The following is a 25570-nucleotide window of genomic DNA, read 5'->3' on the forward strand; positions in this document are numbered from 1 at the left end:
AGCAGGGCGGGGGGAAGGTGGGGGCGTTCCGTGCTCCGGAGGCCGACAGGCCCCCGCCGTACCGGTTCTGATGCAGCGTCAGAAATTTCGCGCAAGGGTCTTGTGAAGTCAAGAGCGAACGGACCGGGCCCCGGCGGACCACCCAAGATCGGACACAAGTTACCAACCGGTATGTAGTGACTTAACAAGCCAGTAACAGTAGAACGTGTTCCCACTCATCCCAGAGTGAGGAGCGTCACATGAGTGACATCAACCAGTCCAGCCAGGATTCCAGAGGTGTCTCGCGTCGACGATTCATTGCTGGAACAGGTTCTATTCTTGGGGCCGTGAGTCTCGCCGGACGCGCCGCAGCGGCCCCGGCGCCGACCGTCACGGCCGCCGCCATCCCCTCCGGAGCACACGTCCCCGTCCTGGTGATCGGCACCGGATACGGCGGCTCGGTCGCCGCCCTGAGACTCGCCCAGGCGGGCGTCGACGTACAGATGGTCGAGATGGGCATGGCCTGGGACACCCCCGGCTCGGACGGCAAGATCTTCGCCAACACGACCAGCCCGGACTACCGTTCGTACTGGCTGCGCACCAAGACCAAACAGCCCCTGAGCAACTTCCTCGGCTTCCCCATCGACCGGTCCATCCCGCGCTACACGGGGATCCTGGACGCCGAGGAGATGGGGCAGATCATCGTGTACCAGGGCCGCGGCGTGGGTGGCGGCTCCCTGGTCAACGGCGGCATGGCCGTCACCCCCAAGCGGGAGAACTTCGGCGCCATCCTCCCGTCCGTGAACGCCGACGAGATGTACTCGACGTACTACCCGCGCGCCAACACGAATCTCGGCGTGGGACTGGTGGACCCGGCGTGGTTCGACACCACCGACTGCTACCAGTACGCCCGGGTCGGCCGTAAACAGGCCCAGCGTTCCGGCTTCCCGTTCGTGTTCGTGCCCGACGTGTACGACTGGGACTACATGAAGCAGGAGGCCGCCGGCACCGCGCCCAAGTCGGCACTCGCCGCGGAGATCCTCTACGGCAACAACTACGGCAAGAAGTCACTGCAGAAGACCTACCTCGCCCAGGCCAGGGCGACCGGACGGGTCACCATCTCCCCGCTGCACAAGGTCACTTCGGTCTCCCCCGCAGCGGGCGGCGGCTACACCGTGCTGATCGACGAGCTCAACACCAACGGCGACGCGACGGCCTCCAAGACGGTGACCGCGGACCGCGTGTTCTTCGCCGCCGGAAGCGTCGGCACCAGCAAGCTCCTGGTCAAGCTGAAGGCGACCGGCGCGCTGCCCTCCCTCAACGGCGAGATCGGCCAGGGCTGGGGCGACAACGGCAACGTCATGTGCGGCCGGGCCAACCACATCTGGGACCCGACCGGTTCGCTCCAGTCCAGCATCCCCTGCGGCGGCATCGACAACTGGGCCGCGGGCGGGGCGTTCGCCGAGGTCGCGCCCCTGCCCACCGGCATCGAGACCTTCGCGTCGTTCTACCTGTCCATCACCAAGAACCCCAACCGCGCCCGGTTCAGCTGGAACGCGGCCACCGGCAACGTGGACCTGGACTGGCAGACGGCCTGGAAGCAGCCCGCCATCGACATGGCGAAGTCCATCTTCGACAAGATCAACAAGAAGGAGGGGACGATCTACCGGACCGACCTCTTCGGCACGTACAAGATCTGGGGCGACCACCTCACGTACCACCCGCTCGGAGGCGCCGTCCTCAACAAGGCGACCGACAACTACGGCCGCCTGGCGGGATATTCGGGCCTGTACGTCATCGACGGCTCGCTCATCCCGGGCAACACCAGCGTCAACCCGTTCGTCACCATCACGGCGCTCGCCGAACGGAACATCGAGAAGATCATCGCCACCGACCTCTAGGCGGCCACGCCCCTGGGATCGGCCGACGTCCGCCCGAGATGGTCCGGGCCGCCCGAGCGGCCCGGGTCTCCTCCGTGCGGTGGTCGCCTCAGTGCGTCGGCAGCACACACACGCTGTCGAGGCCCAGCACGTGGTTGAGCCGGCCGAACGCCAGCCACGAGCCGATGCTCATGCTCAGTTCCACGATCTCCCGCTGGCTGTAGCAGGCGGTCATCCGGCCCCAGAACTCATCGTCCAGACCGTGGTGGTCCAGGGCGTACCGCTCGGCGTACTCGGCGGCCAGTCTGGTCCGCTCGTCGAACGCGTCGGTGGTACGCCACCGGGTCACCGCGTCCGCGAACTCCTCCTCGACCTTCAGACCGTCGCGCTCGGTGCGCCAGTCGAGGCAGAACATGCAGCCGTTGATCTGCGCGACGCGCAGCCGTGCCGCCTCGAACTCGCGCAGCCCCAGCGTCGTGTGGGCGTACACCGACAGCGAGAAGTTCGCCGCCGCCATCCCGATGCCGGGGACCATGTCCCCCCACACGTACCCGATCGGCTCCTGGCCCTCGGGGATGTCGATGTGCATGGTCATGGGTCGTCACTTCCTTCCGAGTCGGCCGACTGCCGGACGCAGCGGGACGTCGAGTGCGTCGTAGAGGCCCGGCTCCGCTTCCACCAGCCAGTCGACGGCGCCGACCAGCCGGCCGACCGCGGTGGCGTTGCCGCCCGCGGACCGGTTCTCGCCCTCGTCCGTCGCCTCGACGGTGACCTCGATCCGCGGGCGGCCCTCGATGATCACGCGATGGGCGCCGTCGCCGTCGGGCGGCGTCGGCCAGTCCGGTGCGCAGGACGCGTGGATGCGGGTGACGTGCTCGATGACGATGACGGCCTCGCCGTCGACGATCCCCTGCACCTCGAAGCGCACGGCGCCCTGCGTGCCGGCCGCGAACTCCCCCATCGTGCGGGTGCTCACCGTCGTCGCGAGCGGACGCCGTTCCAACGTCTCGCGGATGTCGTCGAGTTCGACGCCGAGGGCGCGCGCCATCAGCCGTATCTGGCCGCCCCACACCATCGTCGGGATCGACGGGGCGAGCATCAGCGGCTCGTAGTCCATCGGCTGTCCCATGCCGACCAGGTGGCGGACGGACTCCTCCTGTTCGTAGGTGGAGTAGTCGAAGATCTCCTGGCAGCGGATGGCGTCGACCGTCGTGCCGAGACCGCTGATCAGCAGGGGCAGCACGTCGTTGCCCCAGCCGGGGTCGACACCGGAGACGAACAGGGAGCCGCCGCCGTCCGCGATGGCGGCGAGCATCGGCTCCCGGAACTCCGGCGGCGCGTTGCGCTGGTCGTAGAGCGGATAGAGAGCGGGCGTGACGACGACGGCTCCGGCCCGGATCGCCCGGGCGATGTCGGCGAGGGCCTCGTCGGGCCGGATGTCGCCCGAGGCCGCGTAGACCACGGCCCCCGGGCCCTGAGCCAGGACGGCCTCGATGTCGTCGGTCGCGGCGAGGCCGAGGCCGTGGTCGAGCCCGGCGAGTTCGCCCGCGTCGCGGCCGACCTTCCCGGGAGCGTGGACGAGCACGGCCGCGAGTTTCAGCTTCGGGTGGGCTTCGACAGCGCGGATGGCCGCGCGGCCGACATTGCCGGTACCCCAGACCACCGTGGAAATCATGCGCGGAGGGTAGCGAGCCGACCGCGAGGTTCCCATAGCCGTGACCGGGGAAAAGAAACCGGTTCCGCACCGGACCGCACCGGACCGCGCAGGGGTGCGGCGAGAGGGCGGGGTGCGGGACTCCCGGCCAAGGACAGGACAGCCCGTAGGCTCGGAGGCATGGCCAAGTACTTCGACGTGCATCCCGAGAACCCGCAGCGCCGCGTCATCAGCCAGGCGGTGGAGATCGTCCGCAGCGGTGGACTGATCGTCTACCCGACGGACTCCTGCTTCGCGCTCGGCTGCGCGCTCGGCAACAAGGACGGCATCGACCGCATCCGCTCGATCCGCCAGCTCGACGAGCGGCACCACTTCACCCTGATGTGCGAGGACTTCGCGCAGCTCGGAACCTTCGTACGGATCGACAACGCGGTCTTCCGCTCGGTCAAGGCGGCGACGCCGGGCAGCTACACCTTCATCCTGCCCGCGACGAAGGAGGCCCCGCGCCGGCTGCTGCACCCGAAGAAGAAGACGGTCGGCGTGCGCATCCCCGACCACGTCGTCGCGCAGGCGATCCTCGCCGAGCTCGGTGAACCGCTGCTGTCGAGCACGCTGCTCCTGCCGGAGGAGGACAAGCCGCTCACCCAGGGCTGGGAGATCAAGGACCGGCTCGATCACGTGGTGGACGCCGTGATCGACTCCGGCGACTGCGGTACGGAGCCGACGACCGTCGTCGACTTCTCCTCCGGGGAGCCCGAGATCGTACGGCTCGGGGCGGGCGACCCGTCACGGTTCGAGTAGGGCGGGACAGGGAACCGCGCCGTGGGTCGTCCTCGCGGAGGGCCCACGGCGCGGTCACCGTCGTTCAGGCTGTGCCGTTGGTGCCGGTCAGCTGGTCGTCAGGGCGGTGTCGTCGACGACGAAGCTGGTCTGGAGCGAGGAGTCCTCGACGCCGCTGAACTTCAGCGCGACGGTGGAGCCGGCGAAGGAGGACAGGTCGAAGGTCTTCTGGACGTAGCCGGTGGCCTTGTTGAGGTTCGAGTAGGTCGCCAGCGTGGTCGATCCGGCCGTGACCGTGAGCTTGTCGTACGCGGTGCTGGTGGTCGTCTCGGCCGTGTCGATGTGCAGGTAGAACGTCAGCGTGGCCTTGCAGCCGCTCGGCACGGCCACCGACTGGGACAGCGTGTCGGTGTGGGTCGAGCCGTAGCCGTCCAGCCAGGCCTTGTAGGAGCCGCCGTGTGCCGCCTGGCCGGTGTCGGTCGTGATGACGCCGCTGCTGGCGGTCCAGGTGGTGTTGCCGGACTCGAAGCCCGGGTTGCCGAGCAACTGCTTGGCGGTGCAGGTGCCTCCGCCGCCCGAGGAGCTGACCGTCCAGGTGAACGTCGCGGTACCGGTGGCACCGGTGCTGTCCGTGACGGTGACGGTCGTGCTGTACGTCCCCGCGGTCGTCGGCGTGCCGGTGACGGCGCCCGTCGAGCTGTTGATCGACAGACCGGCCGGCAGACCGGAGGCGGCGTAGCCGAGGGAGCCGCTGTTGGTGCTGCTCGCCGCGATCTGCAGGCTCACCGCGGTTCCGACGGTGGCCGACTGGCTGCCCGGGTTGGTGACGGTCACGCCGCTCGTCGGCGGGGTGACGTGGCTGCCGACGTTGATGCCGGCGAAGGCGTTGGCCACCCCGGCGTACTGGGCCGAGCCCGAGCCGTACAGCGCGGTCGCGGCGTTCAGCGCGGCGGTGCGGGCACTGGCGTAGTTGGTGCTGGACGTCATGTACGTCGTCAGCGCCTTGTACCAGATCTGCAGGGCCGCGGCCCGGCCGATGCCGGCGACGGCGACACCGTCGGAGGTCGGGCTGTTGTAGGTGACACCGTTGATGACCTTGGTGCCGCTGCCCTCGGAGAGCAGGTAGAACATGTGGTTCGCGGGGCCCGAGGAGTAGTGGACGTCCAGGTTGCCGACGCCGGAGTACCAGCTGTCCGCTGAGCCGCCGTCCTTGCTGGGCTTGTCCATGTAGCGCAGCGGCGTGCCGTCGCCGTTGATGTTGATCTTCTCGCCGATGAGGTAGTCGCCAACGTCGGAGGAGTTCGCGGCGTAGAACTCGACGCCGGTGCCGAAGATGTCGGAGGTCGCCTCGTTGAGACCGCCGGACTCCCCGGAGTACTCGAGGCCCGCGGTGTTGGAGGTGACACCGTGGCTCATCTCGTGACCCGCCACGTCCAGCGAGGTCAGCGCGTGGGTGCCGCCGGAGCCGTCGCCGTAGGTCATGCAGAAGCAGCTGTCGTCCCAGAAGGCGTTGACGTACGCCGAGCTGTAGTGGACGCGGGAGTAGGCCGCGACGCCGTTGTTCTTGATGCCGCTGCGCCCGAAGGTGTTCTTGTAGAAGTCCCAGGTCATCTGGGCGCCGTAGGCCGCGTCGGCGCCGGCGGTCTGGGTGTTGGAGCCGGCCCCGGTCCCCCAGGTGTCGTCGGCGTCCGTCATCAGGGTGCCGGTCCCGGACGTGGCGTTGTTCAGGCTGTACGTCTTGTGGCCGCCGCGCGTGCTGTCGGTCAGCTGGTACGTCGAGCCGGACAGCGTGGTGTTCAGCGTCACGGTGCCGCTGTACTGGGTGTTGCCGGTGCCGGTCTGGACGCCCTCGTACCGGCTGAGTTCCTTGCCGGTGGTCGCGTCCGTGACGACGTGCAGCCTGCTCGGCGTGCCGTCGTCCTGGAGGCCGCTGACCACGGTCTCCCAGGCGAGACGCGGGGTGCCGGTGCCGGCCCAGATGACCTTGCGGGCGCTGTCGGCGGCGGGCTTCTGCGCCTGGAGCGCCTTGGCCGCCTTCAGTGCCTTGGCCCCTGCGGCGGCCTTGGTGAACGACGCGGTGGTGGTGGCGACCTTGATGGTGTGCTTGTTGTTGAAGGTCGTGCCGACCGTTCCGGTGGCCCGGGAGGCGGGCGGGGTGTGGACGACCACGTCGCCGCCGAGCACGGGGAGTCCGGCGTAGGTGCGCTCGTAACGGGTGTGCAGGGTGCCGTCGTTGTCCTTGACGACGTCCTTGACGACCAGCTTCTCCTTCGGGCCGAGGCCGAGGAGACCGGCGGTGTCCGTCGTCCGCTGAGACGCCTTCTTCAGCAGGGCCGTGTGCTGGGCGGGGGAAAGCTTCGTTTCCAGTCCCCCGGTGCGCAGGGTGCTGGTGTGGGGGGCGGGCTTGGCGGCTGCCGGGACCGTCTGTATGCCGACGGCCAGGAACGCGGCGGTGGCCACCAGGGCTCCGGCCGCGGTCGCCTGACGGGGGATACGTCTCACTCGTACTCCTACTGCTTCGGCCGCGGTCGGCGGCCGGTGACAGACCGGGCAGACGGGATGTGCTGTCCGGGACGAGCTGAGCAGGGGCGTGCGGGAACGCGACCGTGGGCAGGTCGGACGCGACCCGCCGTACAGGTGGGGGAAGGATTGCACTGTTGACCGATGCATGACATTGCCTCGCCGCCGATCGAGGGTTATCCCTACGCCGCGGTGAGGGAACACCCTGTCGCCCGGCGTGCCGCCGCCCGTCGACGGCGTCCCCACGCCCCGCTTCTCGCCGGGCCGCGATGATCGTCCCGTCGTTTAATGAGGGCGTCGGAGGGTCGTCTTCCCCCGGGAGCAACGCATGGCGGCGACGCAGGCCACTTCAGGGGGCGGGCGGAACAGGCCCGGACTGCTACGGCGGCTGGGCGAGTGGTGTGCCCGGCACTTCGTGATCGTGATCGTGGCCTGGCTGGTGGTCCTGGCCGCGCTGCAGGTGCTGAACCGCTCGTTCGGCGGAGAGTACTCGGACAACTTCACGCTTCCCGGAGTGCAGTCCACGAAGGGCGTGGACGTCCTCGAGGAGCACGACCCGGCGGCCGGTGGCTACAGCAGCCAGGTCGTCCTGCGGGACACGCAGAAGCCGCTGACGTCGCTGAGTTCCCAGATGAGCCAGACGGTCGGCGACCTGCAGAAGCTGCCGCACGTGCTGTCGGCGCAGAACCCGCTCCCGCCGCCGGGTTCGCAGTCCTCGGGCCAGTCCCAGCAGCCGAACGTCGGGCCGCTGTCCGACGACGGGAAGACGGCGTACATCACCGTCCGCTTCGACGTGCAGCCCTCGACCCTCGGCGACGACTACCTCCACGGGGTCGACAGCGCCGTGAAGCCGCTGAGATCCGCCGGCGTCGACGTCGAGTACGGCGGCCCGTTGGGTGAGCTGGCCCGCCCCGCGGCCAACGACCGGCTCAGTGAGGCGATCGGCTTCGCGGTGGCGATCGTCGTCCTTCTCGTCGGCTTCGGCAGTGTGATCGCGGCGGGCCTGCCGCTGGTGACCGCGCTGATCAGCGTGGTCGGCGGCCTGGCCTGTCTGGGGCTGCTGGCCGCCGCGTTCACCTTCGCGACCGTGTCACCGACGCTCGCCACCATGATCGGACTCGGCGTCGGCATCGACTACGCCCTGTTCCTGACCACACGTCACCGGCAGAACCTCATCGACGGCACCGATCCGGTCCACGCGGCGGGACGGGCGACCGCGACCAGCGGTCGGGCCGTCCTCGTCTCGGGCTGCACCGTCATCATCGCCCTGGCGGGGCTGTCCGTCTCCGGCGTCTCCTTCATCAGCAAGCTGGGCCTCGCGGCGGCCGTCACGGTCGTCTCGGCGGTCGCCGGCGCCCTCACCATCGTCCCGGCCCTGCTCGGGCTCGTCGGCCGGCACATCGACCGCTACCACCTGCGCAGGCCCGTCGCGGAGACGGACGCCGAACCCGGGCAGCCCGCGCACGGCACCTGGCACCGTTACGCCCTGCGGGTGGAGCGACGCCCCTGGTGGTTCCTCACCGGCGGCCTGGTCACGGTGGTGGTGCTGGCCATCCCGCTGTTCTCCATCCAGCTCGGCCACATCGGGGACGGCGCGGACCCGACGTCCTTCACGGACCGACGGGCGTTCGACATCATGTCGGACGCCTTCGGGCCCGGCTCCAACGGTCCGCTGACCGTGGTCATCGACCAGACGGACGTGCCGTCCGACCAGCGTTCGGCGCTGGCGTCGAACGCGAAGAAGGCCCTCACCGGCGTACCCGGCGCGGCCACCGTCACCCCGCTCACCGCCACGAAGGACGGAGACGTGCTGGTGGGCACCGTCTTCTCCCAGCAGTCCCCGCAGAACGAGGTGACCACCGACCTGACGAACCACCTGGTCGACGACACGCTCCCGCAGGCCGTGTCCGGCACCGCCGCCAAGGGCTACGTCACCGGGACCACGGCGGCCCAGGTCGACTTCCGTGACATCGTCGCGAGCCGGCTGCCGCTGATCATCGCCGTGGTCGTCGCGCTCGCGTTCATCATCATCCTGATCGTCTTCCGCGGACTGCTCGTCGCGCTCAAGGCGGCGGTCCTCAACGTCCTGTCCATCGCCGCCTCCTACGGTGTCGTCGTCGCCGTCTTCCAGTGGGGCTGGGGCGGACCCTCGCTCGGGGTGGCGGGCAAGGTGCCCATCGAGAGCTACGTGCCGATGATGATGTTCGCGATCATCTTCGGGCTCAGCATGGACTACGAGATCTTCCTGCTGTCACGGGTCCACGAGGCCTGGCTGCGCACCGGCGACGCCAAGGCGAGCGTCGCGCACGCCCTGGAGATCACCGCCCGGGTGATCACCTGTGCCGCCCTCATCATGGTGAGCGTCTTCGCCGCCTTCATCCTGAGCGACAACATCGTCGTCAAGATGCTCGGGCTCGGGCTCGCCGTGAGCGTGCTGATCGACGCGACCGTGGTGCGGCTGCTGCTCGTTCCGGCCGTGATGACCCTGCTCGGCGCCCACGCCTGGTGGACCCCGAGGTGGCTCGACCGGATCCTGCCGCACATCGACACGGAGGGCGAGCCGGCCCCGCGCGCCGTGGATCCCGTACGGCCGCCGGCCGACGGGTGACACCGGTCTCGTGATCGTCGAACGCGCGTATGCCCATCTCCCCGCCGCGCACGGCCCCCGCGACTGCGTCGACCCGGCCGCCTGGCCCTGGTCGGTGCCCTGTGTCCGGCAACTGCTCGACGAGGGCCTGCGGTTCACGGCGCCGGTGACCTTCCTGGTCGGGGAGAACGGGTCCGGGAAGTCGACGCTGGTAGAAGCGCTCGCGGAGGGGTTCGGCCTCGACTCCTACGGCGGTTCGCACGACTGGCGCTACGCCTCCGCGCGCGAGAAGTCGGTGCTCGGCGAGCGCATCCGGTTCGACGCGGCGCCCCGCGGACGGCGCATGGCCGCCAGTTGGGCGGCCCGCAAGGGCTTCTTCCTACGGGCCGAGACCGCGCTGGACGCCCTCGGCAGGGAAGGATTCGCGCCCGAGTCGGTCAGTCACGGAGAGGGCTTCCTCGCCGCGTTCCGGGGGAAGTTCACGCAGCCGGGCCTCTACGTCCTGGACGAGCCGGAGGCCGCGCTCTCCTTCTCCTCGTGCCTCGAACTCATCGGCCACGTCGACCGGCTGGCCAAGGAGGGCGGCCAGGTCGTCTGCGCCACCCACTCCCCTCTCCTGACGGCACTGCCGGGCGCGGACATCGTCGAGGTCGGCGACCACGGCATGCGCAGAGCCGCCTGGGCGGACCTGGACCTCGTGAACCACTGGCGCCACTACCTGGCCGACCCGCGGGCCTATCTGCGGCACATCGTCGAACCCTGACGCCGGCCGCGGCCCGACCGCCCCGTCCACCGCGACGCCGAGGCAGGGGCCGGGGCCGGGCGAGAAAAACCCGGTGCCGCGCACCGGACGGATCCCTAGCATGGGCCGGTGCCCCACCTCGAACCGCTCCGCCTGGACCACGCCGCCGCGCTGCTCGCGTTCGAGCGGGAGAACCGCGCGTACTTCGCCGCGTCGATCCCCGACCGGGGCGACGCCTACTTCACGGGCTTCGACGCCCTCCATCGCGAACGACTGGCCGAACAGACGGCCGGCGTGTGCTTCTTCCACCTCGTGGTGGACGACGCCGGCGCGGTGCTGGGCCGCGTGAACCTGGTCGACGCGACGGAGGGCACGGCGGACCTCGGATACCGGATCGCCGAGCGGGCGGCGGGGCGCGGACTCGCCACGGCCGCCGTACGGGAGGTCTGCCGCCTGGCCGCGACCGCGTACGGACTGCGCACCCTGCGGGCCGCCGCGACCCTCGACAACGCGGCCTCCCGCGCCGTGCTGGCACGCACGGGCTTCCTGCCCACCGGTGACCTCGTCCTCAACGGCCGTGCGGCGCTCCGCTTCGAGCTGGACCTCCCGTCGGCGGGCCGTGCGGCCTCCACGGGAGACGGGATCAGGCGATCGGTTCGGCGGCCGGATTGATCGGCGTCTGGTAGGCGCCGCTGGCCAGCATGCGCACCTCGCCCGCCGGGCTGATCTCGGCGCGCAGGATGCCGGTGGGATCGCTGTACACGGGGTGGCCGCCCGGACCCTTGGCCTCCGTCCGTTCGACGATCACCTCGTCCGCGACCATGCGCGCGTCGGGTCCGGGATGGGTGAAGGTCAGCCGGTAGCGGTCCACGGTCTTCATGCAGGCCTCCCGCGCCGAAGCGACAAAGTAGACAAAAGGGGTACGCATCCATGATGCCGCCAGTTGTCCGCGAGAGCAGCGCCGCCCCGGCAGGCCCCGCCCAGGAGGGTCGCCCGGCCGGAACTTCCGGCACTCACTGTGGGTGACGCCCCTCGCCACCAGCCGCCGGGCAGTGTAGACATAGCACATGGTCGGACTATTGGGTCGAACCCGGGCTCAGTCGACCCGCCGCCACAGCACAGCGCACCAACAGCGTGGGTCACACGAGGGCAAGCACCGACGCGGCCCGTCCAGCGGGCTTCGCTCCGCACTCGGCGTGCGCAGCGTCGCCGGACAGGTCTTCGTGCTGCAAGTCGTCATCGTGCTGCTCCTGGTCGTCGCCGCGGTGGTCGCCCTCGTGCTCCAGGTGCGGCACGACAGCACCCAGGAGGCCCGCAACCGGTCGCTGGCCGTGGCCGAGACCTTCGCCAACGCGCCGGGCACCCGGGCGGCGCTCAGCGCCCCGGACCCGACCGCGGTGCTGCAGCCCAGCGCTGAGGCGGCCCGCAAGGCGTCGAAGGTGGACTTCATCGTCGTCCTGAACACCGACGCGATCCGCTACACCCATCCCAGGCCGGACCGGATCGGGAAGAGGTTCGTCGGGACGACCGCGCCCGTCCTCGCCGGGCACTCCATCACCGAGCAGGTCAACGGGACCATCGGACCGCTCGTCCAGGCCACCGTCCCCATCAAGGCACCCGACGGCAAGGTCGTCGGCATGGTGTCGGCGGGCATCACCACGGAGAACGTCGGCGGCGCCGCCGACCGCCAGCTGCCCCTCGTGCTGGGCGCGGCCGGCGTGGCGCTCGCGCTGGCCACCGCGAGCACGGCGCTCGTGACCCGGCGTCTGCTGCGCCAGACCCACGGCCTCGGCCCGTACGAGATGACCCGGATGTACGAACACCACGACGCGGTGCTGCACTCCGTCCGGGAGGGGGTGATCATCGTCGGCGGGGAGGGGCAGCTGCTGCTCGCCAACGACGAGGCGAACCGCCTGCTCGACCTGCCCCCCGACGCCGAGGCGCGCTCCGTCGAGGAACTCGGCCTCGACGCGGGCACCGCCGAGCTGCTCGCCTCCGGACGCGTCGCCACCGACGAGGTGCATCTGGTCGGCGACCGTCTGCTGGCCATCAACCAGCGGCCGACGGACCTGCGGGGCGGCCCCGCGGGCAGCGTCGCCACGCTGCGCGACTCGACCGAACTGCGCGCGCTCTCCGGCCGCGCCGAGACCGCCCGCGAACGCCTCAAACTCCTCTACGACGCCGGGGTCGGCATCGGGACCGGTCTGGACGTCACGCGCACGGCCGAGGAACTGGCGGAGGTCGCCGTCCCGCGGTTCGCGGACTTCGTCACCGTGGACCTGGCCGACGCGGTGCTGAGCGGACAGGACCCGGACACGGGCACCGGTCTGCGCCGTACCGCCTCCGGCGGCATCCGCAAGGACGCCCCGCTGTACCCGGTCGGCGAGCACATCGGGTTCATCCCCTCCTCGCCGCAGGCCCACAGCCTGCGCACCGGCGAGGCGGTCGTCGAGCCCGACCTCGGGGGCGCCCCGGGGTGGCTGGACCAGGACCGCCCGCGTACGGCACAGATCCTGGAGTACGGGATCCACTCACTGATCACCGTCCCGCTGCGGGTGGGGCCGATGGTCATGGGCGTGGTGAACTTCTGGCGTTCCGAGAAGCCGGAGCCCTTCGACTCCGAGGACGTGACCCTCGCCGAGGAGCTGGTGGCCCGCGCCGCGGTGTCCATCGACAACGCACGCCGCTACACCCGCGAACACACCATGGCCGTGACGCTCCAGCGCAGTCTGCTGCCGCGCAGCCTGCCCGAACAGAGCGCCCTCGACCTCGCCTACCGCTATCTGCCGGCGCAGGCGGGCGTCGGCGGCGACTGGTTCGACGTACTGCCGCTGCCCGGCGCGCGGGTCGCCCTGGTCGTGGGTGACGTCGTCGGGCACGGGCTGCTCGCCGCGGCGACGATGGGGCGGCTGCGCACGGCCGTCCACAACTTCTCCTCCCTCGACCTGCCGCCGGACGAGCTGCTGGGCCTCCTGGACGAGCTGGTCGGCCGTATCGACCAGGACGAGCTGCCCGAGGGCGGCACGGCCGCCGTCACCGGGGCCACCTGTCTCTACGCCGTCTACGACCCGACGACCCGGCGCTGCACCTTCGCCCGGGCCGGACATCCGCCGCCCGCGGTGGTCCACCCCGACGGCAGTGTGGAGTTCGCCGACGTGCCCGCGGGACCACCGCTCGGTCTCGGCGGCCTGCCGTTCGAGACGGCGGAGCTGGAACTGGCGGAGGGCAGCCGACTGGTGCTCTACACGGACGGCCTGGTCGAGGACCGGGAGCGGGACATCGACGTCGGTCTCGAAATGCTGCGCACCGCGCTGACCGGCGCCGACCGTTCCCCGGAGGACACCTGCCAGGCCGTGCTGGAGGCCATGCTGCCGGCCCGTCCGAGCGACGACATCGCCGTGATCGTCGCCCGTACCCACGCGCTGGGTCCCGACCGGATCGCGGAGTGGAACGTGCCGTCCGAGCCGGCCGCCGTCGGTGAGGTGCGTGCCGCGGTCACCCGGCGGCTTGCGGAGTGGGGCTTGGACGAGATGGCGTTCACCACGGAGCTGGTCCTGAGCGAGCTGGTGACCAACGCGATCCGCTACGGCAACGGTCACATCCGGGTGCGCGTGCTGTACGACCGCACCCTGATCTGCGAGGTCCTCGACGGCAGCAGCACCTCACCGCACCTGCGGTACGCGGCGTCGACGGACGAGGGCGGGCGCGGCCTGTTCCTGGTCTCCCAGATGGCCGACCGCTGGGGCACCCGCTACACCCCCGAGGGCAAGGTGATCTGGGCGGAACAGCCCCTGCCCTGACCGCGGCCGACGGGGCCTCGATCAGGGCGGGCGGTGACCCGGACGGCGCGCGAGAAGGCCGGGCTCGGGTGACCGAGCCCGGCCGGGAACCGCTCCGCGTCAACCGGGTGGCGCCGGCCCCTCGCCGGAGTCCCGGGTGTGCGCCGAGCCGCTCACGCCCTCGCCGGCACCGGAGCCCTCCGCCGGGACGAGCGAGGCCGCGCCGCCCTGGAGGCGCTCCAGGTCGGAGGGGCGCACCTGGATGACGATCAGGGCGACCAGGGCCGCGAAGACGGCGAAGATGGCCGCGGCGACGAAGGAGCCCGAGATACCGGACGTCAGCACCTGCTCGCTGAAGGGCTTGGGAAGCTGTCCGGATCTGCGGAACTCCAGCCGCTGCGCCGGGGTGGCGGTCGACAGGAACTTCTTGACCTGGTCCGTGGCCTCGTTGCGGCTCGCCGTGCCGAACACGGTGACCAGCACCGACAGGCCGAGGGAGCCGCCCACCTGCTGGGTGGCGTTGAGGATGCCGGAGGCGGCGCCCGCGTCCTTCGGTGCCACGCCGGACACCGCCATCAGGGTCAGCGACACGAACTGGAGGCCCATGCCGAAGCCGAAGACGATCGTGGGGCCGAGGATGCTGCCGAGATAGGTGCTGTTGACGTCGGTCAGCGTCAGCCAGCCGAGGCCCGCGGCGGCCAGGATCGCGCCCACGGCCATGAAGGGTTTGGGTCCCCAGCGGGGCAGCAGGTTCGAGGCGAAGCCGGCGCCGATCGCGATGACCACGCTCACCGGCAGGAAGGCGAAACCGGCCTTGAGCGGGCTGAATCCGAGGATGTTCTGCACGAAGAGGGTCAGGAAGAAGAACATCCCGAAGATGGCCGCGGAGAGGCTCAGCATCATCGCGTAGACACCCGCGCGGTTGCGGTCGCGGAACATCCACAGCGGCGTGATGGGCTGTCTCGACCGGCGTTCGACGGCGATGAACGCGATCAGGAACACCACCGCCGCGCCGAAGGCGCCGAGCGTGATGGGGTCGCTCCAGCCCTCTTCCGAGGCCCGGATGAATCCGTAGACGAGCAGCACCATGCCCAGCGTGGAGGTGAGGGCGCCGAGGAGGTCGAAGTGGCCCGGGTGACGCTCGGACTCCTTGATGAAGCGGGGGGTGGCGAGCACGATCAGCAGGCCGATGGGGATGTTGACGAAGAACACCCATCGCCAGTCGAGCCATTCGACGAGAATGCCGCCCGCGAGCAGTCCGATCGCGCTGCCGCCCGCGGACACGGCGGCGAACACCCCGAACGCCCGGTTGCGTTCGGGCCCTTCGCGGAAGGTCGTGGTGATGAGGGACAGCGCGGTCGGCGACGCGATCGCTCCTCCGACGCCCTGCAGTGAACGCGCGGCGAGCAACTGCCAGGAATCCTGCGAGAGTCCGCCGAGCAGGGACGCGAACACGAAGAGCAGCACGCCCACCATGAACATGCGGCGGCGTCCGAGGATGTCCCCGGACCGCCCGCCGAGCAGCAGCAGACCGCCGAACGTCAGCGTGTAGGCGTTGATGACCCAGGAGAGGTTCTCGGTAGAGAACCCGAGGGCCGTCTGGATGTGCGGTAGCGCGATGTTCACGATGGTGATGTCGAGAACCACCATCAGCTGACACGAGGCGATGACGAGGAGGGCGATGCCGTTTCCTCTGCCCCGCTGCGGAGAGTCGGCGGACTCGGAGGATGTCACGTGATCGGCCGTCATGGGGAGGTCCCCGCATCTAGGGTCGGCGAAGATCGTGGATGTTCACCCAACCGACGTTAAGCCCGACCGCCCGACCTCACCAATCGATCATCATCCCCGCTCGGACACCCCGTCTCACCTGGCCAGTCGCCCCAGAAGCGAGGAAGCGGACAAGATCCCGAGGGCCGCGGCCAGGACGAGGACGCCGTAGTCGAGGGCCAGGTGCGCGGGGGTGCCGAGCAGCAGTCCGCGCAGGGCGTCGACCTGGTAGCTGAGCGGGTTGACCTTGCTGATGGCCTGGAGCCAGCCCGGCATGACCGCCACCGGATAGAGCGCGTTGGAGCCGAAGAACAGCGGCATCGTGATGGCCTGGCCGATGCCCATCAGCCGGTCGCGGGTGAGAACGATGCCCGCGATCGTCATCGAGAGGCACGAGAAGAACGCCGAGCCGAGGATGACGGCCACCGCCACCCCGAGCAGCCGGAGCGGGTTCCAGGTCATGGCCACACCGAGCAGTGCCGCGATCACCACGACCACCACGGCCTGGATGAGCGCCTTCACCCCGGCCGCGAACGCCTTGCCGGTGATGAGCGCGGAGCGGGGTGTCGGCGTGACGAGGAGTTTGGTGAGGATGCCGGCGTCCCGCTCCCAGATGATCATGATGCCGTAGAAGATGGCGATGAACATCGCGGACTGGGCGATGATCCCGGGCGCCAGGTAGTCGAGGTACGGGATGCCGCCGGTGGGGATGGCGCGGATACGGGTGAAGGTCTCCCCGAAGATGAGCAGCCACAGGGCGGGCTGGATCGCCCGCGTGTACAGCTCGGTGCGGTCGTGCCGGAGCTTCTGGAGTTCGACGGCGCACATCGCGGCGACCCGGGCGGGCAGCACCCGCCAGCCCGTACGGGCCCGGGGCGGGACCACGAGCAGGTCGAGGCTCGTGAGCGGGGTCGCTTCAGCCGACACGGGAAGCGGTGCGGCGGGTGCTTCGGACATCCCTGAATTCTCCTGATCGGTCGTCGAGTCCACTGCCGGCGATGTCCCGGAACACGTCCTCCAGCGTGGGCAGTCCACCGTCGCCGGTGGTTCCGCGGCGCTCGCCGAGGCCCTGCCTGAGCTGCTCCGGTGTGCCGAGGGCGCGGACGCGTCCGTGGTGCATCAGCGCGACCCGGTCGCAGTACTGGTCGGCCTCGTCCATGTAGTGGGTCGTCACCAGGACGGTCATGCCGGTGGCGGCGCGCACGGCGTTGATGTGCTCCCAAACGCTGGTGCGGGCGATCGGGTCGAGGCCGATGGTCGGCTCGTCGAGGATCAGCAGCCGGGGTGCGCTGACCAGCGCCTGGGCGAGCTCCAGGCGGCGGACCATGCCTCCGGAGTACGTCTTGGCGAGCCGGTCGGCCGCGTCGGTCAGGTCGACCGCGGTGAGCGCCTGCTCGACCCGGGCGGCACGCTCGCGGCGGGCCACGTCGAAGACGCGGGCGAACAGTTCGACGTTCTCCCGGCCGGTGAGCCCGGAGTCGGCGGACAGTTGCTGCGGGACGTAGCCCAACAGGCGGCGTACGGACATCTGTTCCCGGGTGGCGTCGTGCCCGAAGACATGGACCTTGCCGGCCGGAACGGGCAGCAGGGTGGTGATGCAGCGGATGGCCGTCGTCTTGCCGGCGCCGTTGGGGCCGAGCAGTCCGAAGACCTCGCCGTCGCGCACGTCGAGGTCGAGGCCGTCGACCGCGGTGGTCTCGCCGAAGGTGTAGACGAGCCCGGAGCACGACACGGCGTTCGGCGCGGCGGCCGTCGCGTCAGTGGCCCCGGTCGCGCCCGCGGTGCCGACGGCCTCGGCGGGCACCTCTCCCCCGGCGGCCACCGGGCCGTCGCGCCGTGCGGGCTCCTCCGGTCCGCTCTCGTACCGTGTCATGACTCCTCGGCCTCCTCGTGCAGGTTCGCCGCCAGCTTGTGCAGGGCCGGCAGGGCGGCTTCCAGGGCCGCGCGCTCGGCGGGGTCGAGCCGGTCGACCTGGCGGCGCACCAGCACGGCACGCCGCTGCCGCCAGTCGCGCAGCCGGGTGTCGGCGGCGGGTGTGGTCAGCAGCCGGGCGGCCCGCCGGTCGGCCGGGTCCGTCTCACGGACCAGATAGCCGTCCCGGACCAGCCGGTTGACCAGCGTCGAGACCGAGTTGCCCGCCAGGTACAGCTCCTTGGCGGCCTCGGACACTCCGAGACCGGGCCGCTCCGCGACCAGCCGCAGCAGGTCGACCTCGGCACCGCGCAGCCGCGGCCCGTCCGTGCCGCCGCGCAGCCGCCGTCTGATCAGCCGCTGCAGTCCGGCCAGGGCGTCCGACAGCGCCTCGGGGAAACTCTCCGACTCCGATTCCACGTCTTCGAGATTAGCTCTGTGTCAGAGGTATTTCGGGAAAGGGAGGGTCAAGAGGTGGCAAGCGGTGAGGACCCCCGCCGTCCCGTGCGCCGGAGCGGGCGCCGCACCCCGGAGCGCGCGCCGCGTGACCCGGAACACTGCGTCCGGAAGGGCCCTGCACGCCGAAGCCGAAGGTGTGCAGCCCGATTCGGGGGGTAACCGTTGACCTGCTCACCGGCGTCACCGACGCCGGACGGTTCCCGACGGATCAGTGTCCTTTGGAGGTAAGCGTGCCGGCCGAACCAGCTCCTGTGTCCATCGAGGTGACCCCGTACGGCGACGGCATCGCCCTGGTCACCGTCAGCGGGGAGCTGGACGTCGAGACGGCTCCCGAACTGCGGAACCGGCTGGCCGACCAGATACGCGCCGGCCGTCGGCATCTGCTGCTCGACCTGTCCGAGGTCCCCTTCATGGACTCCTCCGGCATCAACGCCCTCCTGAAGGCGCACGACGAGGCCGGCCGCGCCGGCGGGAGCGTGTGCCTCGTGTCGCCCGCCCCGATGGTCCGACGCGTCCTGGATCTCACCGGCGTCAGTCTCACGATCGCGTCGCTGGACGGCGTCGAAGCGGCGCTCGCGTACGTGGTCGAGGGGACCTCGCGGCACTAGGCCGGTCCGTCCCGAACGCCCGGCGGTCCCGGCGCGGACCTCGGACCCCTCCGGCCGGCCCTGTCCACCTGCGAAGAAAGGCGTGAGACCAAGATCATGCGAGTAATAGTTGCCATTTGACAACTATGGACGTGAGGCAACAAAGTGATCGGCCCCGAGGAGCGGAGAGGACCCGAGATGGTGCAGTGGGTGAGGGAGGCGGAGTCCGCGCGGCTCACGCACCGCACGGCCCCGCGGCCGACGGTTCCCCCCGCGCCGCCCCGCGGCTCAGGCCGTACGGACGGCCGGCGCGTCGTCCTCGTGCAGCTGCGCGGCCGCCGTCGCACAGAAGGCCGCGAGGCCCTCCGCGAGCGCGGTCCGCTGCGCCGCGGGCATCTGGGCGAGCACCGCTTCCACGGCGTGCTCGCGCCGTGCGCGCAGTTCCGCGAGGAAGATCCGGCCGCGCGCGCTCAGGAACAGACGCAGCTCCCGCCGGCTGGTGACGCTCGGCGCCCGCTCGATGTACCCCACGGCCTGGAGGCGGTCGCAGAGTCTGCTCGTCGAAGGCGGCGTGGAGCCGAGCGCGTCGGCGAGCGTGCGCAGGTTGATGCCTTCGTCGTGCTCCAGGATGAAGAGCACGCGCAGCTGGGAAGCGGAGACAGGAGCCGTCGAGGCCCTCCCCCACAGAATCTCCAGCAGCTCGGCGGCCTCGGAGGTCACACGAGCCACCTCACTGGGCTGTGGACGCGGGCCGGAGGAAGTCACGGTTTCACTCTCCCAGTCTTCTCGGGCACTGTCAGCCCGTCGGGGGCAAGGACCGGAGCAAAACACCTGTCAGGGGCTGGGACAGGAACAAAGCGGTAGATACCGAGTCCCACCTCTGCCGGTCCGGCTTCCCGGAGCTCGGACCCGGCATCGTACTAGTCGAAGAATGGCGTATCCGACATCGTGAACAGATTCGTCGCCGCAGAGCGGGCCTTGCGCACCGCGGCACCCCACCAACTGCTCGACGCCGTCCGTACCGTGCTGTGTGATCGGTACACGGCGGAGTCCGTCGAGCTCTTCATGGCCGACTACGGTCTGACCGTGCTCCAGCCCGTGTCGGTGCTTCCGCACACCCTGGAACCGATCCCGGTGCACAGCAGCCCCGAGGGGCGGGCCTTCGGGGCCCAGGAACCCTTCGTCGAGGAGCGCACCGGCCGGCGGGTACGGGCGCACCTCCCGGTGACGGTGCGCGGCGACCGGCTCGGCGTCCTGTCCGTCACCCTGCCCTCCGAGGCGTGCGACGAGGAGACGCTCTCCGAGCTGTCCGAGGTCGGGGAGGTCCTCGCTCACGAGGTGCTCGTGGCCGAGCGGGACACCGACCTGTACCTCCAGGCGCGCCGCAAGGACCGGCTGACGCTGGCCGCCGAGATGCAGTGGCAGCTGCTGCCGGGCCGCTCCTGCTCCCGCCCCGAGTACGAGCTCGGCGCGCAGCTGGAGCCCGCCTACGCGATCTTCGGCGACAACTTCGACTGGTCGGCGAGCGCCGACCGGCTGCTGCTGTACATCACCAACGGCATGGGCGAGGGGATCGAGGCCTCGCTGCTCACGAACCTCGGCATCAACGCGCTGCGCAACGCGCGCCGTGCGGGGATCTCCCTTCAGGACCAGGCGGCCCTCGCCGATCAAGCGATCTACGCCCAGTACCGGGGCACCTCGCACCTGTCCGTGCTGATGCTCGACTTCGAGCTGTCGACGGGCCGGCTGCGGGTGATCGACGCGGGTTCGCCCCAGATGCTGCGGCTGCGGGGCAGGTCCGTCGAGCGCGTCGGCTTCGAGGCCCAGCTGCCCCTCGGGATGTTCGAGGAGACCGACTACTTCGTGCAGGAGTTCCAGGTCGAGCCCGGCGACCGGCTCCTGTTCGTCAGTGACGGTGTGCACGCCGTCGCCGGACCGGGCGGGGAGGAGTACGGGGAGAGGGCCCTCGCGATGGCGATCACCTCCACGCAGCTGCTGCCCGCGACCGAGGTGCCCCGTGCCGTGCTCCGCGAGCTCACCGGACATCGGGGAAGGCCCAAGCCGGAGGACGACGCGCTCGTGGTGTGCCTCGACTGGCACGGGCCGCCGGCGGCGGAGTAGCGGGCCCTCGGGCTTCGCGCTCGGCGAACCGGGCCGGCACCCGTGCCGCAGGCCCTGTCCGCGAGCGGGTGTCGGACGTGATCGGGCCATGGCTACAGTTGCCGTACGACAAGAGATCATGCCCGGACGGGAACACGCTCGTCGGCGCGGCGCACGGACGAAGGAGAAGAACACGTGGCGGACCATCTGGCGGCGGTGCAGCACGAGTCGGCGGCTCAGGAGGTGGGTGAGTTCCTGCGCGGGCGCCGCGAGCAGATCGCCCACCGCTGGGCCGACGAGGCGCTGTTCCGCACCGTCTTCACCGTCTCGCGGGACGAGGCGGTGGAGGCCGGCCGGTCCGTCGTAGAGGCACTCGCGGCCGTCGCCGCCGCGGGCCGTGTCGAAGACCTCGGGGCTGCCGGGTTCGCCACCGTGCGCGACCAGTTGGGCCGCATGGCCGCCTCCCGGGCGCGGACCGGCGCGACGTCCGCGCAGATCGCCGACGAGGTGGCGGCGCTGCGTCCCGCCGCCTCCGAGCTGCTGAGCGCGGAGTTCGCCGACGGCTCCCGCGAGCGGGCCGAGGTGTGCGCGGTCACCCTCACCGCGCTCCTCGGCACCCTCCGCCTGGTCGTGCTGGAGACCACGCTCAGCGTGGGACAGGAACTCATCGACCGCCAGCGCCTCCAGTTGCTGGAGGTGGCCACACCCGTGATCAAGCTGTGGACCGGCGTGGTCGCGGTCCCCCTCATCGGCACCCTCGACAGTGCCCGCAGCCAGGTCGTGATGGAGAGCCTGCTCGACGCCGTCGTCGCCCAGCAGGCACGCTTCGCGATCCTGGACATCACGGGCGTGCCGACCGTCGACTCGCTGGTCGCCCAGCACCTCATGAAGACCGTCGCGGCCGCCCGTCTGATGGGCGCCGAGTGCATCGTCTCGGGCATCCGGCCCGCGATCGCGCAGACCATCGTCCACCTCGGCATCGACCTCGGGGAAGTGGTCACCCGCGCCAGCCTCGCCGACGCTCTCGCGTACGCCCTGAACCGCCAGGGCATCGCGATCGTCGACCAGGACCGCACCGGCCAGAGCGCGCGGTGAACGCCCCGATCGCCGGGCTCACGGGCGCCCACGTCCCCGTACTGAAGCTCGGCGACGTCCTCCTGGTCACGTTGCAGGGCGATCTGCACGACGAGGCCGCCGAGCGGCTGCAGCGGGACATAGGTGAGGCCATCGCCGCCAGTTCGGTCACCGGTGTCGTCATCGACATCTCCGGAGTGGAGATCGTCGACTCCTTCCTGGGGCGGGTGTTCGCGGAGGTCGCGGCGCACGCCAAGCTGCTCGCGGCGCGGACCGTCGTCGCCGGCATGCGGCCCGCCGTCGCCATCACCCTGGTCGAACTGGGCCTCACCCTGCCCGGGTTGCGCACCGCGCTCGACGCCGAGGAGGCCATGCGCCTGCTCACCGCGGCACCGACGGCCCTTCACCACGGTCCAGCACGCCAGGAGCGCCCGTGACGGAGACTTCCGGGCGCGTCACCGCCTGCCTGCCGATCCGTACCGACATGGATCTCGCGTGGGTGCGCCAGCACGTGCGCCAGGCGGCCGCAGAACTCGGTTTCGGACTCGTGGACCAGACCAAACTCGTCACCGCCGCCAGTGAACTCGCCCGCAACACGCTGGTGCACGGCGGAGGCGGCCAGGTCGAGTCCACCGTCCTGCGGACCGGGGCGGCGCGGGGGCTGCGCCTGACCTTCGCCGACCAGGGGCCCGGCATCACCGACATCGAGCGTGCTCTCGCCGACGGCTACACCTCGGGCGGCGGCCTCGGCCTCGGCCTGGGCGGAGCACGCCGGCTGGTGCACGAGTTCTCCATCGACAGCCGTCCGGGCGAGGGCACCACGGTGACCGTGATCTGCTGGACCGCCGGTCCCCCGCCGCCCCGCCGGGAGAGCCGATGACGCGTGTCTGGGACGTACCCGTCCACGACTCGACCCGGGTCCGGGACGTCCGGGTGGCCGCCGAGGCGGTCGCCGACCACACCGGGCTCAGCCGGGACCGCACGGCCGTCGCCGCGCTCGTCGCGACGGAGCTGGCGACCAACCTGCTCAAGCACGGGGGCGGCGGACAGATACTGATCGACATCGTGGACGCCGACCTCGCGCTTCCCGGAACCGGCCGCGGGCCGGCCCTCCAGATCGCCGCGATCGACCACGGGCCGGGCATCGCCGACCTCGCCTCCGCGTCGCACGACGGTTTCTCGACGACGGCCTCGCTCGGCGCGGGGCTCGGCACCTGCCGCCGTATCGCCGACCACTTCGAGGTGCACTCCGTGCCCGGGAAGGGGACCGTCGCCCTGGCGCGGGTCCACGCCGCACACGGGGACCGGCCCGGACACCGCGCCCCCGACACCGGTGCCGCGGTGCGCGCCGGGGGGATCAACATCCCGCTGGCGGCCGCCGAGCACTCGGGCGACGCCTGGGCCTGCGTCCGGGCCGGGGAGCACGTCACGCTGCTCCTCTCGGACGGGCTCGGGCACGGCGAGGCAGCGGCGAAGGCGTCCGGGGCGGCCGTGGAACAACTGCACCTGTTCGCGCACCTGCCTCCCGCGGAGCTGCTCGGGCAGCTGCACACGGCGCTGCGCGACACCCGGGGTGCGGCGATCGCGGTGGCCCGGCTCGACCTGGTCTCCGACCACCTCGACTTCGCGGGGATCGGCAACATCGGCGCCCGGCTGCTGTCCGGGGACACCTGGCGGCCGCTGCCGTCGCACCCGGGGACAGTGGGCGCGCACCGGCTCGCGCGGCTGCCGCAGTGCCGGGTGCCGTGGACGCCCGACAGCCTCCTCGTACTGCACAGCGACGGTCTGCCCAGCCGCTGGGCTCCGCCGGCCGTCGCTCCCCCGACCGCCTGGGACCCCGCGGTCACCGCCGCGGTGATCGTGCGGGATTCCAGCAGTGCCGCCCGTCCGGTGCGGGACGACACCACCGTGGCCGTGCTGACCCCCACCCCGCAGGATCGCCGCTGATGACCGACACCTGGCAGATCACCACGGTCGACGACGCCGCGCGTGCCCGTATCGCCGCCGCCCGGCTCGTCGCGGCGCACGGCGTGTCCACGGTGGAGCGCACCCGTCTGGTCACCGCCCTCAGCGCCCGGCTGCGGCAGTCCCTGGTCAAGGGCGGCAGCTGGGTCATGACCCTGCACAGCACGCCGCCCCCGGAGGCCGGCGGTCCCGGCAGGATCACCGTCGCCCTCGGCGCGGAGTCCAACGGGTCGGCCGGCAAGCCGAGTTGGCAGGCGAGCGTCGCCGTCGAGGAGCCGGGGCGCGGCGAGGGAGCGGCTCGGGTGCCGCGCGACCGCAAGGCGTTCGCCGACGCCCTGCTCAGCGCGGACGAGGACACCTCCCGCGTCCTGGACCGACTCGGCGAGCAGGAGCAGCTGGTCTCCTTCCACCGGGAGGAACTGCACCAGACCAACCAGGGTGTCCTCGCGCTGCACGCGGAACTCGACGCGGCCGGGCGGGTACAGCGTGAGCTGTTCGCCGCCGAGCGCAAGGCCCGCACGGAGGCCGAGAGCGCCCGGCGGCGGCTGACGTTCCTCGCCGACGCCAGCGCGGTCCTGACGGCCTCGCTCAACCACGAGGAGATCCTCAGCAGGCTGCCGCAGCTGCTCGTCCCGGCCTACGCCCGGAGCGTCGAGGTATGGCTCTTCGCCGACGACGACACCCGCAGGCGGTCCCCCCACCCGGCCGCCGCCGTGGCCGCGGCCCGCACCGGCCGCCCGCAGTACGCCGCCGATCACGCGGGCGGTCTGCCCGGGGTCGACAACCTGCCGCCCTCGGCGCTCCACCCCGACCAGCCGCTGCTGTGCATCCCGCTGCCGACCCGGCACGCCCCGCTGGGAGTGGTGACGCTGACACCGCCCGAGGATCCGTGGGGCCCGGACGACGCCGTCATGCTCATCGAATTCGCCCGCAGGGCCGGCATCGCCATCGACCACGCCCAGCGGTTCGAGCACAACCGTGACATCGCCGAGACCCTGCAGCGCGCGCTGCTCACCGACCTGCCCACGACGCCGGGGCTCAGCCTGGCCGCCCGCTACCTCCCGGCCACGTACGGGCTGAACATCGGCGGCGACTGGTACGACGCGTTCAAGCAGCCGGACGGGGGCCTGGTCGCCGTCATGGGCGACGTGACGGGCCACGGGCTGCGGGCCGCCGTCATGATGAGCCAACTGCGCACCGCCCTGCGGGCGTACGCGGTGGACGGCGGCACGCCCGGCCAGCTCCTCACCCGGTTGCACGTGTTCCTGCACCATCTCCAGCCCGACCTGTACGCCACGGCGGCCATCGCCCGCTTCCACCCGGACGAGTCCACGGTCACCTGGGCCGCCGCGGGGCACCCGCCACCCGTGCTGCGCACCCCGGGCGGGGGCGTGCGCGTCCTGGACGCCAAACCCGGCGCCATGCTCGGCATTCCGCTGCATCAGGAGATCCGCGACCACACGGCCGAACTCCCGCCGGGCTCCACCCTCGCGCTCTACACCGACGGTCTGGTGGAGCGGCGGGCCGAGGGCATCGACCCGGGCATCCGGCGGCTGGCCGAGGCGCTCGGCGCGCAGCGCGCGGCGGACCTGGACCTCGATCTGGGGGGCGCCGCCGACCGGATCCTGGACCCGATGCTCCGTGACTCGCAGCGGGACGACGACGTCTGTCTGCTGCTGTGCCACGTCGGTGACACCGGGGCGCTTCCCGATCCCGGGCGGACGACCGCCCTGAGCTGAGGCGCCGCCACGGCCGAGCACCGGGGCGCGCGGCGCGTTCGCGCGCC

22 protein-coding genes are annotated in these 25570 nt (G+C 71.2%); 13 read left to right on the forward strand and 9 right to left on the reverse strand.

The window, feature by feature from the left end:
- Positions 1-239: 239 nt before the first annotated feature.
- Complete coding sequence (locus tag AB0C62_RS33265) at positions 240-1880, forward strand: GMC oxidoreductase (protein WP_362979589.1); 1641 nt, start codon at positions 240-242, stop codon at positions 1878-1880.
- Between the two features lie 88 nt (positions 1881-1968).
- Here AB0C62_RS33265 and AB0C62_RS33270 read toward each other — a convergent pair whose 3' ends face one another.
- Positions 1969-2448 carry a carboxymuconolactone decarboxylase family protein gene (locus tag AB0C62_RS33270; RefSeq protein ID WP_362979679.1) on the reverse strand — a complete coding sequence of 160 codons (480 nt, stop codon included), beginning with the start codon at positions 2446-2448 and terminating at the stop codon, positions 1969-1971.
- A gap of 12 nt (positions 2449-2460) precedes the next feature.
- The gene (locus tag AB0C62_RS33275) at positions 2461-3534 is read right to left on the reverse strand and encodes a dihydrodipicolinate reductase (RefSeq protein WP_362979591.1); all 1074 of its coding nucleotides are present in this window, start codon (positions 3532-3534) and stop codon (positions 2461-2463) included.
- 159 nt (positions 3535-3693) lie between these two features.
- Between AB0C62_RS33275 and AB0C62_RS33280 the strand changes: the two genes are divergently transcribed.
- Positions 3694-4314 (forward strand): L-threonylcarbamoyladenylate synthase, encoded by a 621-nt coding sequence (locus tag AB0C62_RS33280; protein WP_362979593.1) that lies wholly within the window; start codon positions 3694-3696, stop codon positions 4312-4314.
- Between the two features lie 87 nt (positions 4315-4401).
- Here the strand turns inward: AB0C62_RS33280 and AB0C62_RS33285 are convergent, their stop codons facing one another.
- Positions 4402-6795: a M4 family metallopeptidase gene (locus AB0C62_RS33285; protein ID WP_362979595.1), complete on the reverse strand. Its 2394-nt coding sequence runs from the start codon at positions 6793-6795 to the stop codon at positions 4402-4404.
- Between the two features lie 346 nt (positions 6796-7141).
- On the opposite strand from AB0C62_RS33285, the gene AB0C62_RS33290 reads away from it, so the two are divergent.
- From AB0C62_RS33290 to AB0C62_RS33300, 3 genes are all read left to right on the forward strand, one after another.
- The gene (locus AB0C62_RS33290) at positions 7142-9421 is read left to right on the forward strand and encodes an MMPL family transporter (protein ID WP_362979597.1); all 2280 of its coding nucleotides are present in this window, start codon (positions 7142-7144) and stop codon (positions 9419-9421) included.
- A 10-nt stretch (positions 9422-9431) separates the two neighbouring features.
- Positions 9432-10163 (forward strand): AAA family ATPase, encoded by a 732-nt coding sequence (locus AB0C62_RS33295; RefSeq protein WP_362979599.1) that lies wholly within the window; start codon positions 9432-9434, stop codon positions 10161-10163.
- 108 nt (positions 10164-10271) lie between these two features.
- Positions 10272-10814, forward strand: coding sequence for a GNAT family N-acetyltransferase (locus AB0C62_RS33300; protein WP_362979601.1), 543 nt, complete (start codon positions 10272-10274; stop codon positions 10812-10814).
- Here the strand turns inward: AB0C62_RS33300 and AB0C62_RS33305 are convergent.
- The gene (locus AB0C62_RS33305) at positions 10786-11022 is read right to left on the reverse strand and encodes a DUF6296 family protein (RefSeq protein WP_362979603.1); all 237 of its coding nucleotides are present in this window, start codon (positions 11020-11022) and stop codon (positions 10786-10788) included. The two genes, AB0C62_RS33300 and AB0C62_RS33305, sit on opposite strands and share 29 nt — an antisense overlap.
- 187 nt (positions 11023-11209) lie before the next feature.
- Between AB0C62_RS33305 and AB0C62_RS33310 the strand changes: the two genes are divergently transcribed.
- The gene (locus AB0C62_RS33310; protein WP_362979605.1) at positions 11210-13942 is read left to right on the forward strand and encodes a SpoIIE family protein phosphatase; all 2733 of its coding nucleotides are present in this window, start codon (positions 11210-11212) and stop codon (positions 13940-13942) included.
- A gap of 99 nt (positions 13943-14041) precedes the next feature.
- Here AB0C62_RS33310 and AB0C62_RS33315 read toward each other — a convergent pair whose 3' ends face one another.
- The 4 genes from AB0C62_RS33315 to AB0C62_RS33330 all read right to left on the reverse strand — a co-directional run bounded on the left by AB0C62_RS33315 (position 14042) and on the right by AB0C62_RS33330 (position 18019).
- A complete protein-coding gene (locus AB0C62_RS33315) occupies positions 14042-15670 on the reverse strand; it encodes an MFS transporter (RefSeq protein ID WP_362979607.1) in 1629 nt (542 codons plus the stop codon).
- 114 nt (positions 15671-15784) lie between these two features.
- Positions 15785-16645: an ABC transporter permease gene (locus AB0C62_RS33320; RefSeq protein WP_362979609.1), complete on the reverse strand. Its 861-nt coding sequence runs from the start codon at positions 16643-16645 to the stop codon at positions 15785-15787.
- Positions 16605-17561: an ATP-binding cassette domain-containing protein gene (locus AB0C62_RS33325; RefSeq protein WP_362979611.1), complete on the reverse strand. Its 957-nt coding sequence runs from the start codon at positions 17559-17561 to the stop codon at positions 16605-16607. The genes AB0C62_RS33320 and AB0C62_RS33325 overlap by 41 nt, the downstream gene beginning before the upstream one ends.
- Positions 17558-18019 carry a helix-turn-helix domain-containing protein gene (locus AB0C62_RS33330; RefSeq protein WP_362979613.1) on the reverse strand — a complete coding sequence of 154 codons (462 nt, stop codon included), beginning with the start codon at positions 18017-18019 and terminating at the stop codon, positions 17558-17560. The genes AB0C62_RS33325 and AB0C62_RS33330 overlap by 4 nt, the downstream gene beginning before the upstream one ends.
- 269 nt (positions 18020-18288) lie before the next feature.
- On the opposite strand from AB0C62_RS33330, the gene AB0C62_RS33335 reads away from it, so the two are divergent.
- Entirely contained in the window at positions 18289-18666 is a 378-nt protein-coding gene (locus AB0C62_RS33335; RefSeq protein ID WP_362979615.1) for an STAS domain-containing protein, read from the forward strand.
- A 267-nt stretch (positions 18667-18933) separates the two neighbouring features.
- Here the strand turns inward: AB0C62_RS33335 and AB0C62_RS33340 are convergent, their stop codons facing one another.
- Positions 18934-19365, reverse strand: a complete 432-nt coding sequence (locus tag AB0C62_RS33340) for a MarR family transcriptional regulator (protein WP_362979617.1) — start codon at positions 19363-19365, stop codon at positions 18934-18936.
- A 228-nt stretch (positions 19366-19593) separates the two neighbouring features.
- Between AB0C62_RS33340 and AB0C62_RS33345 the strand changes: the two genes are divergently transcribed.
- From AB0C62_RS33345 to AB0C62_RS33370, 6 genes are all read left to right on the forward strand, one after another.
- Positions 19594-20766 carry a PP2C family protein-serine/threonine phosphatase gene (locus tag AB0C62_RS33345; RefSeq protein WP_362979618.1) on the forward strand — a complete coding sequence of 391 codons (1173 nt, stop codon included), beginning with the start codon at positions 19594-19596 and terminating at the stop codon, positions 20764-20766.
- 186 nt (positions 20767-20952) lie between these two features.
- Entirely contained in the window at positions 20953-21840 is an 888-nt protein-coding gene (locus tag AB0C62_RS33350; RefSeq protein ID WP_362979681.1) for an STAS domain-containing protein, read from the forward strand.
- Positions 21837-22256 carry an STAS domain-containing protein gene (locus AB0C62_RS33355; RefSeq protein ID WP_362979620.1) on the forward strand — a complete coding sequence of 140 codons (420 nt, stop codon included), beginning with the start codon at positions 21837-21839 and terminating at the stop codon, positions 22254-22256. The genes AB0C62_RS33350 and AB0C62_RS33355 overlap by 4 nt, the downstream gene beginning before the upstream one ends.
- 47 nt (positions 22257-22303) lie before the next feature.
- Positions 22304-22699 (forward strand): anti-sigma regulatory factor, encoded by a 396-nt coding sequence (locus AB0C62_RS33360; protein WP_362979683.1) that lies wholly within the window; start codon positions 22304-22306, stop codon positions 22697-22699.
- Positions 22696-23766 carry an ATP-binding SpoIIE family protein phosphatase gene (locus AB0C62_RS33365; RefSeq protein WP_362979622.1) on the forward strand — a complete coding sequence of 357 codons (1071 nt, stop codon included), beginning with the start codon at positions 22696-22698 and terminating at the stop codon, positions 23764-23766. Before AB0C62_RS33360 ends, AB0C62_RS33365 begins: the two co-directional genes overlap by 4 nt.
- Entirely contained in the window at positions 23766-25523 is a 1758-nt protein-coding gene (locus tag AB0C62_RS33370; RefSeq protein WP_362979624.1) for a SpoIIE family protein phosphatase, read from the forward strand. Before AB0C62_RS33365 ends, AB0C62_RS33370 begins: the two co-directional genes overlap by 1 nt.
- Positions 25524-25570: the final 47 nt, after the last annotated feature.

The sequence above is a fragment of the Streptomyces sp. NPDC048643 genome, assembly GCF_040650615.1.
In the GTDB taxonomy this organism is placed as follows: domain Bacteria; phylum Actinomycetota; class Actinomycetes; order Streptomycetales; family Streptomycetaceae; genus Streptomyces.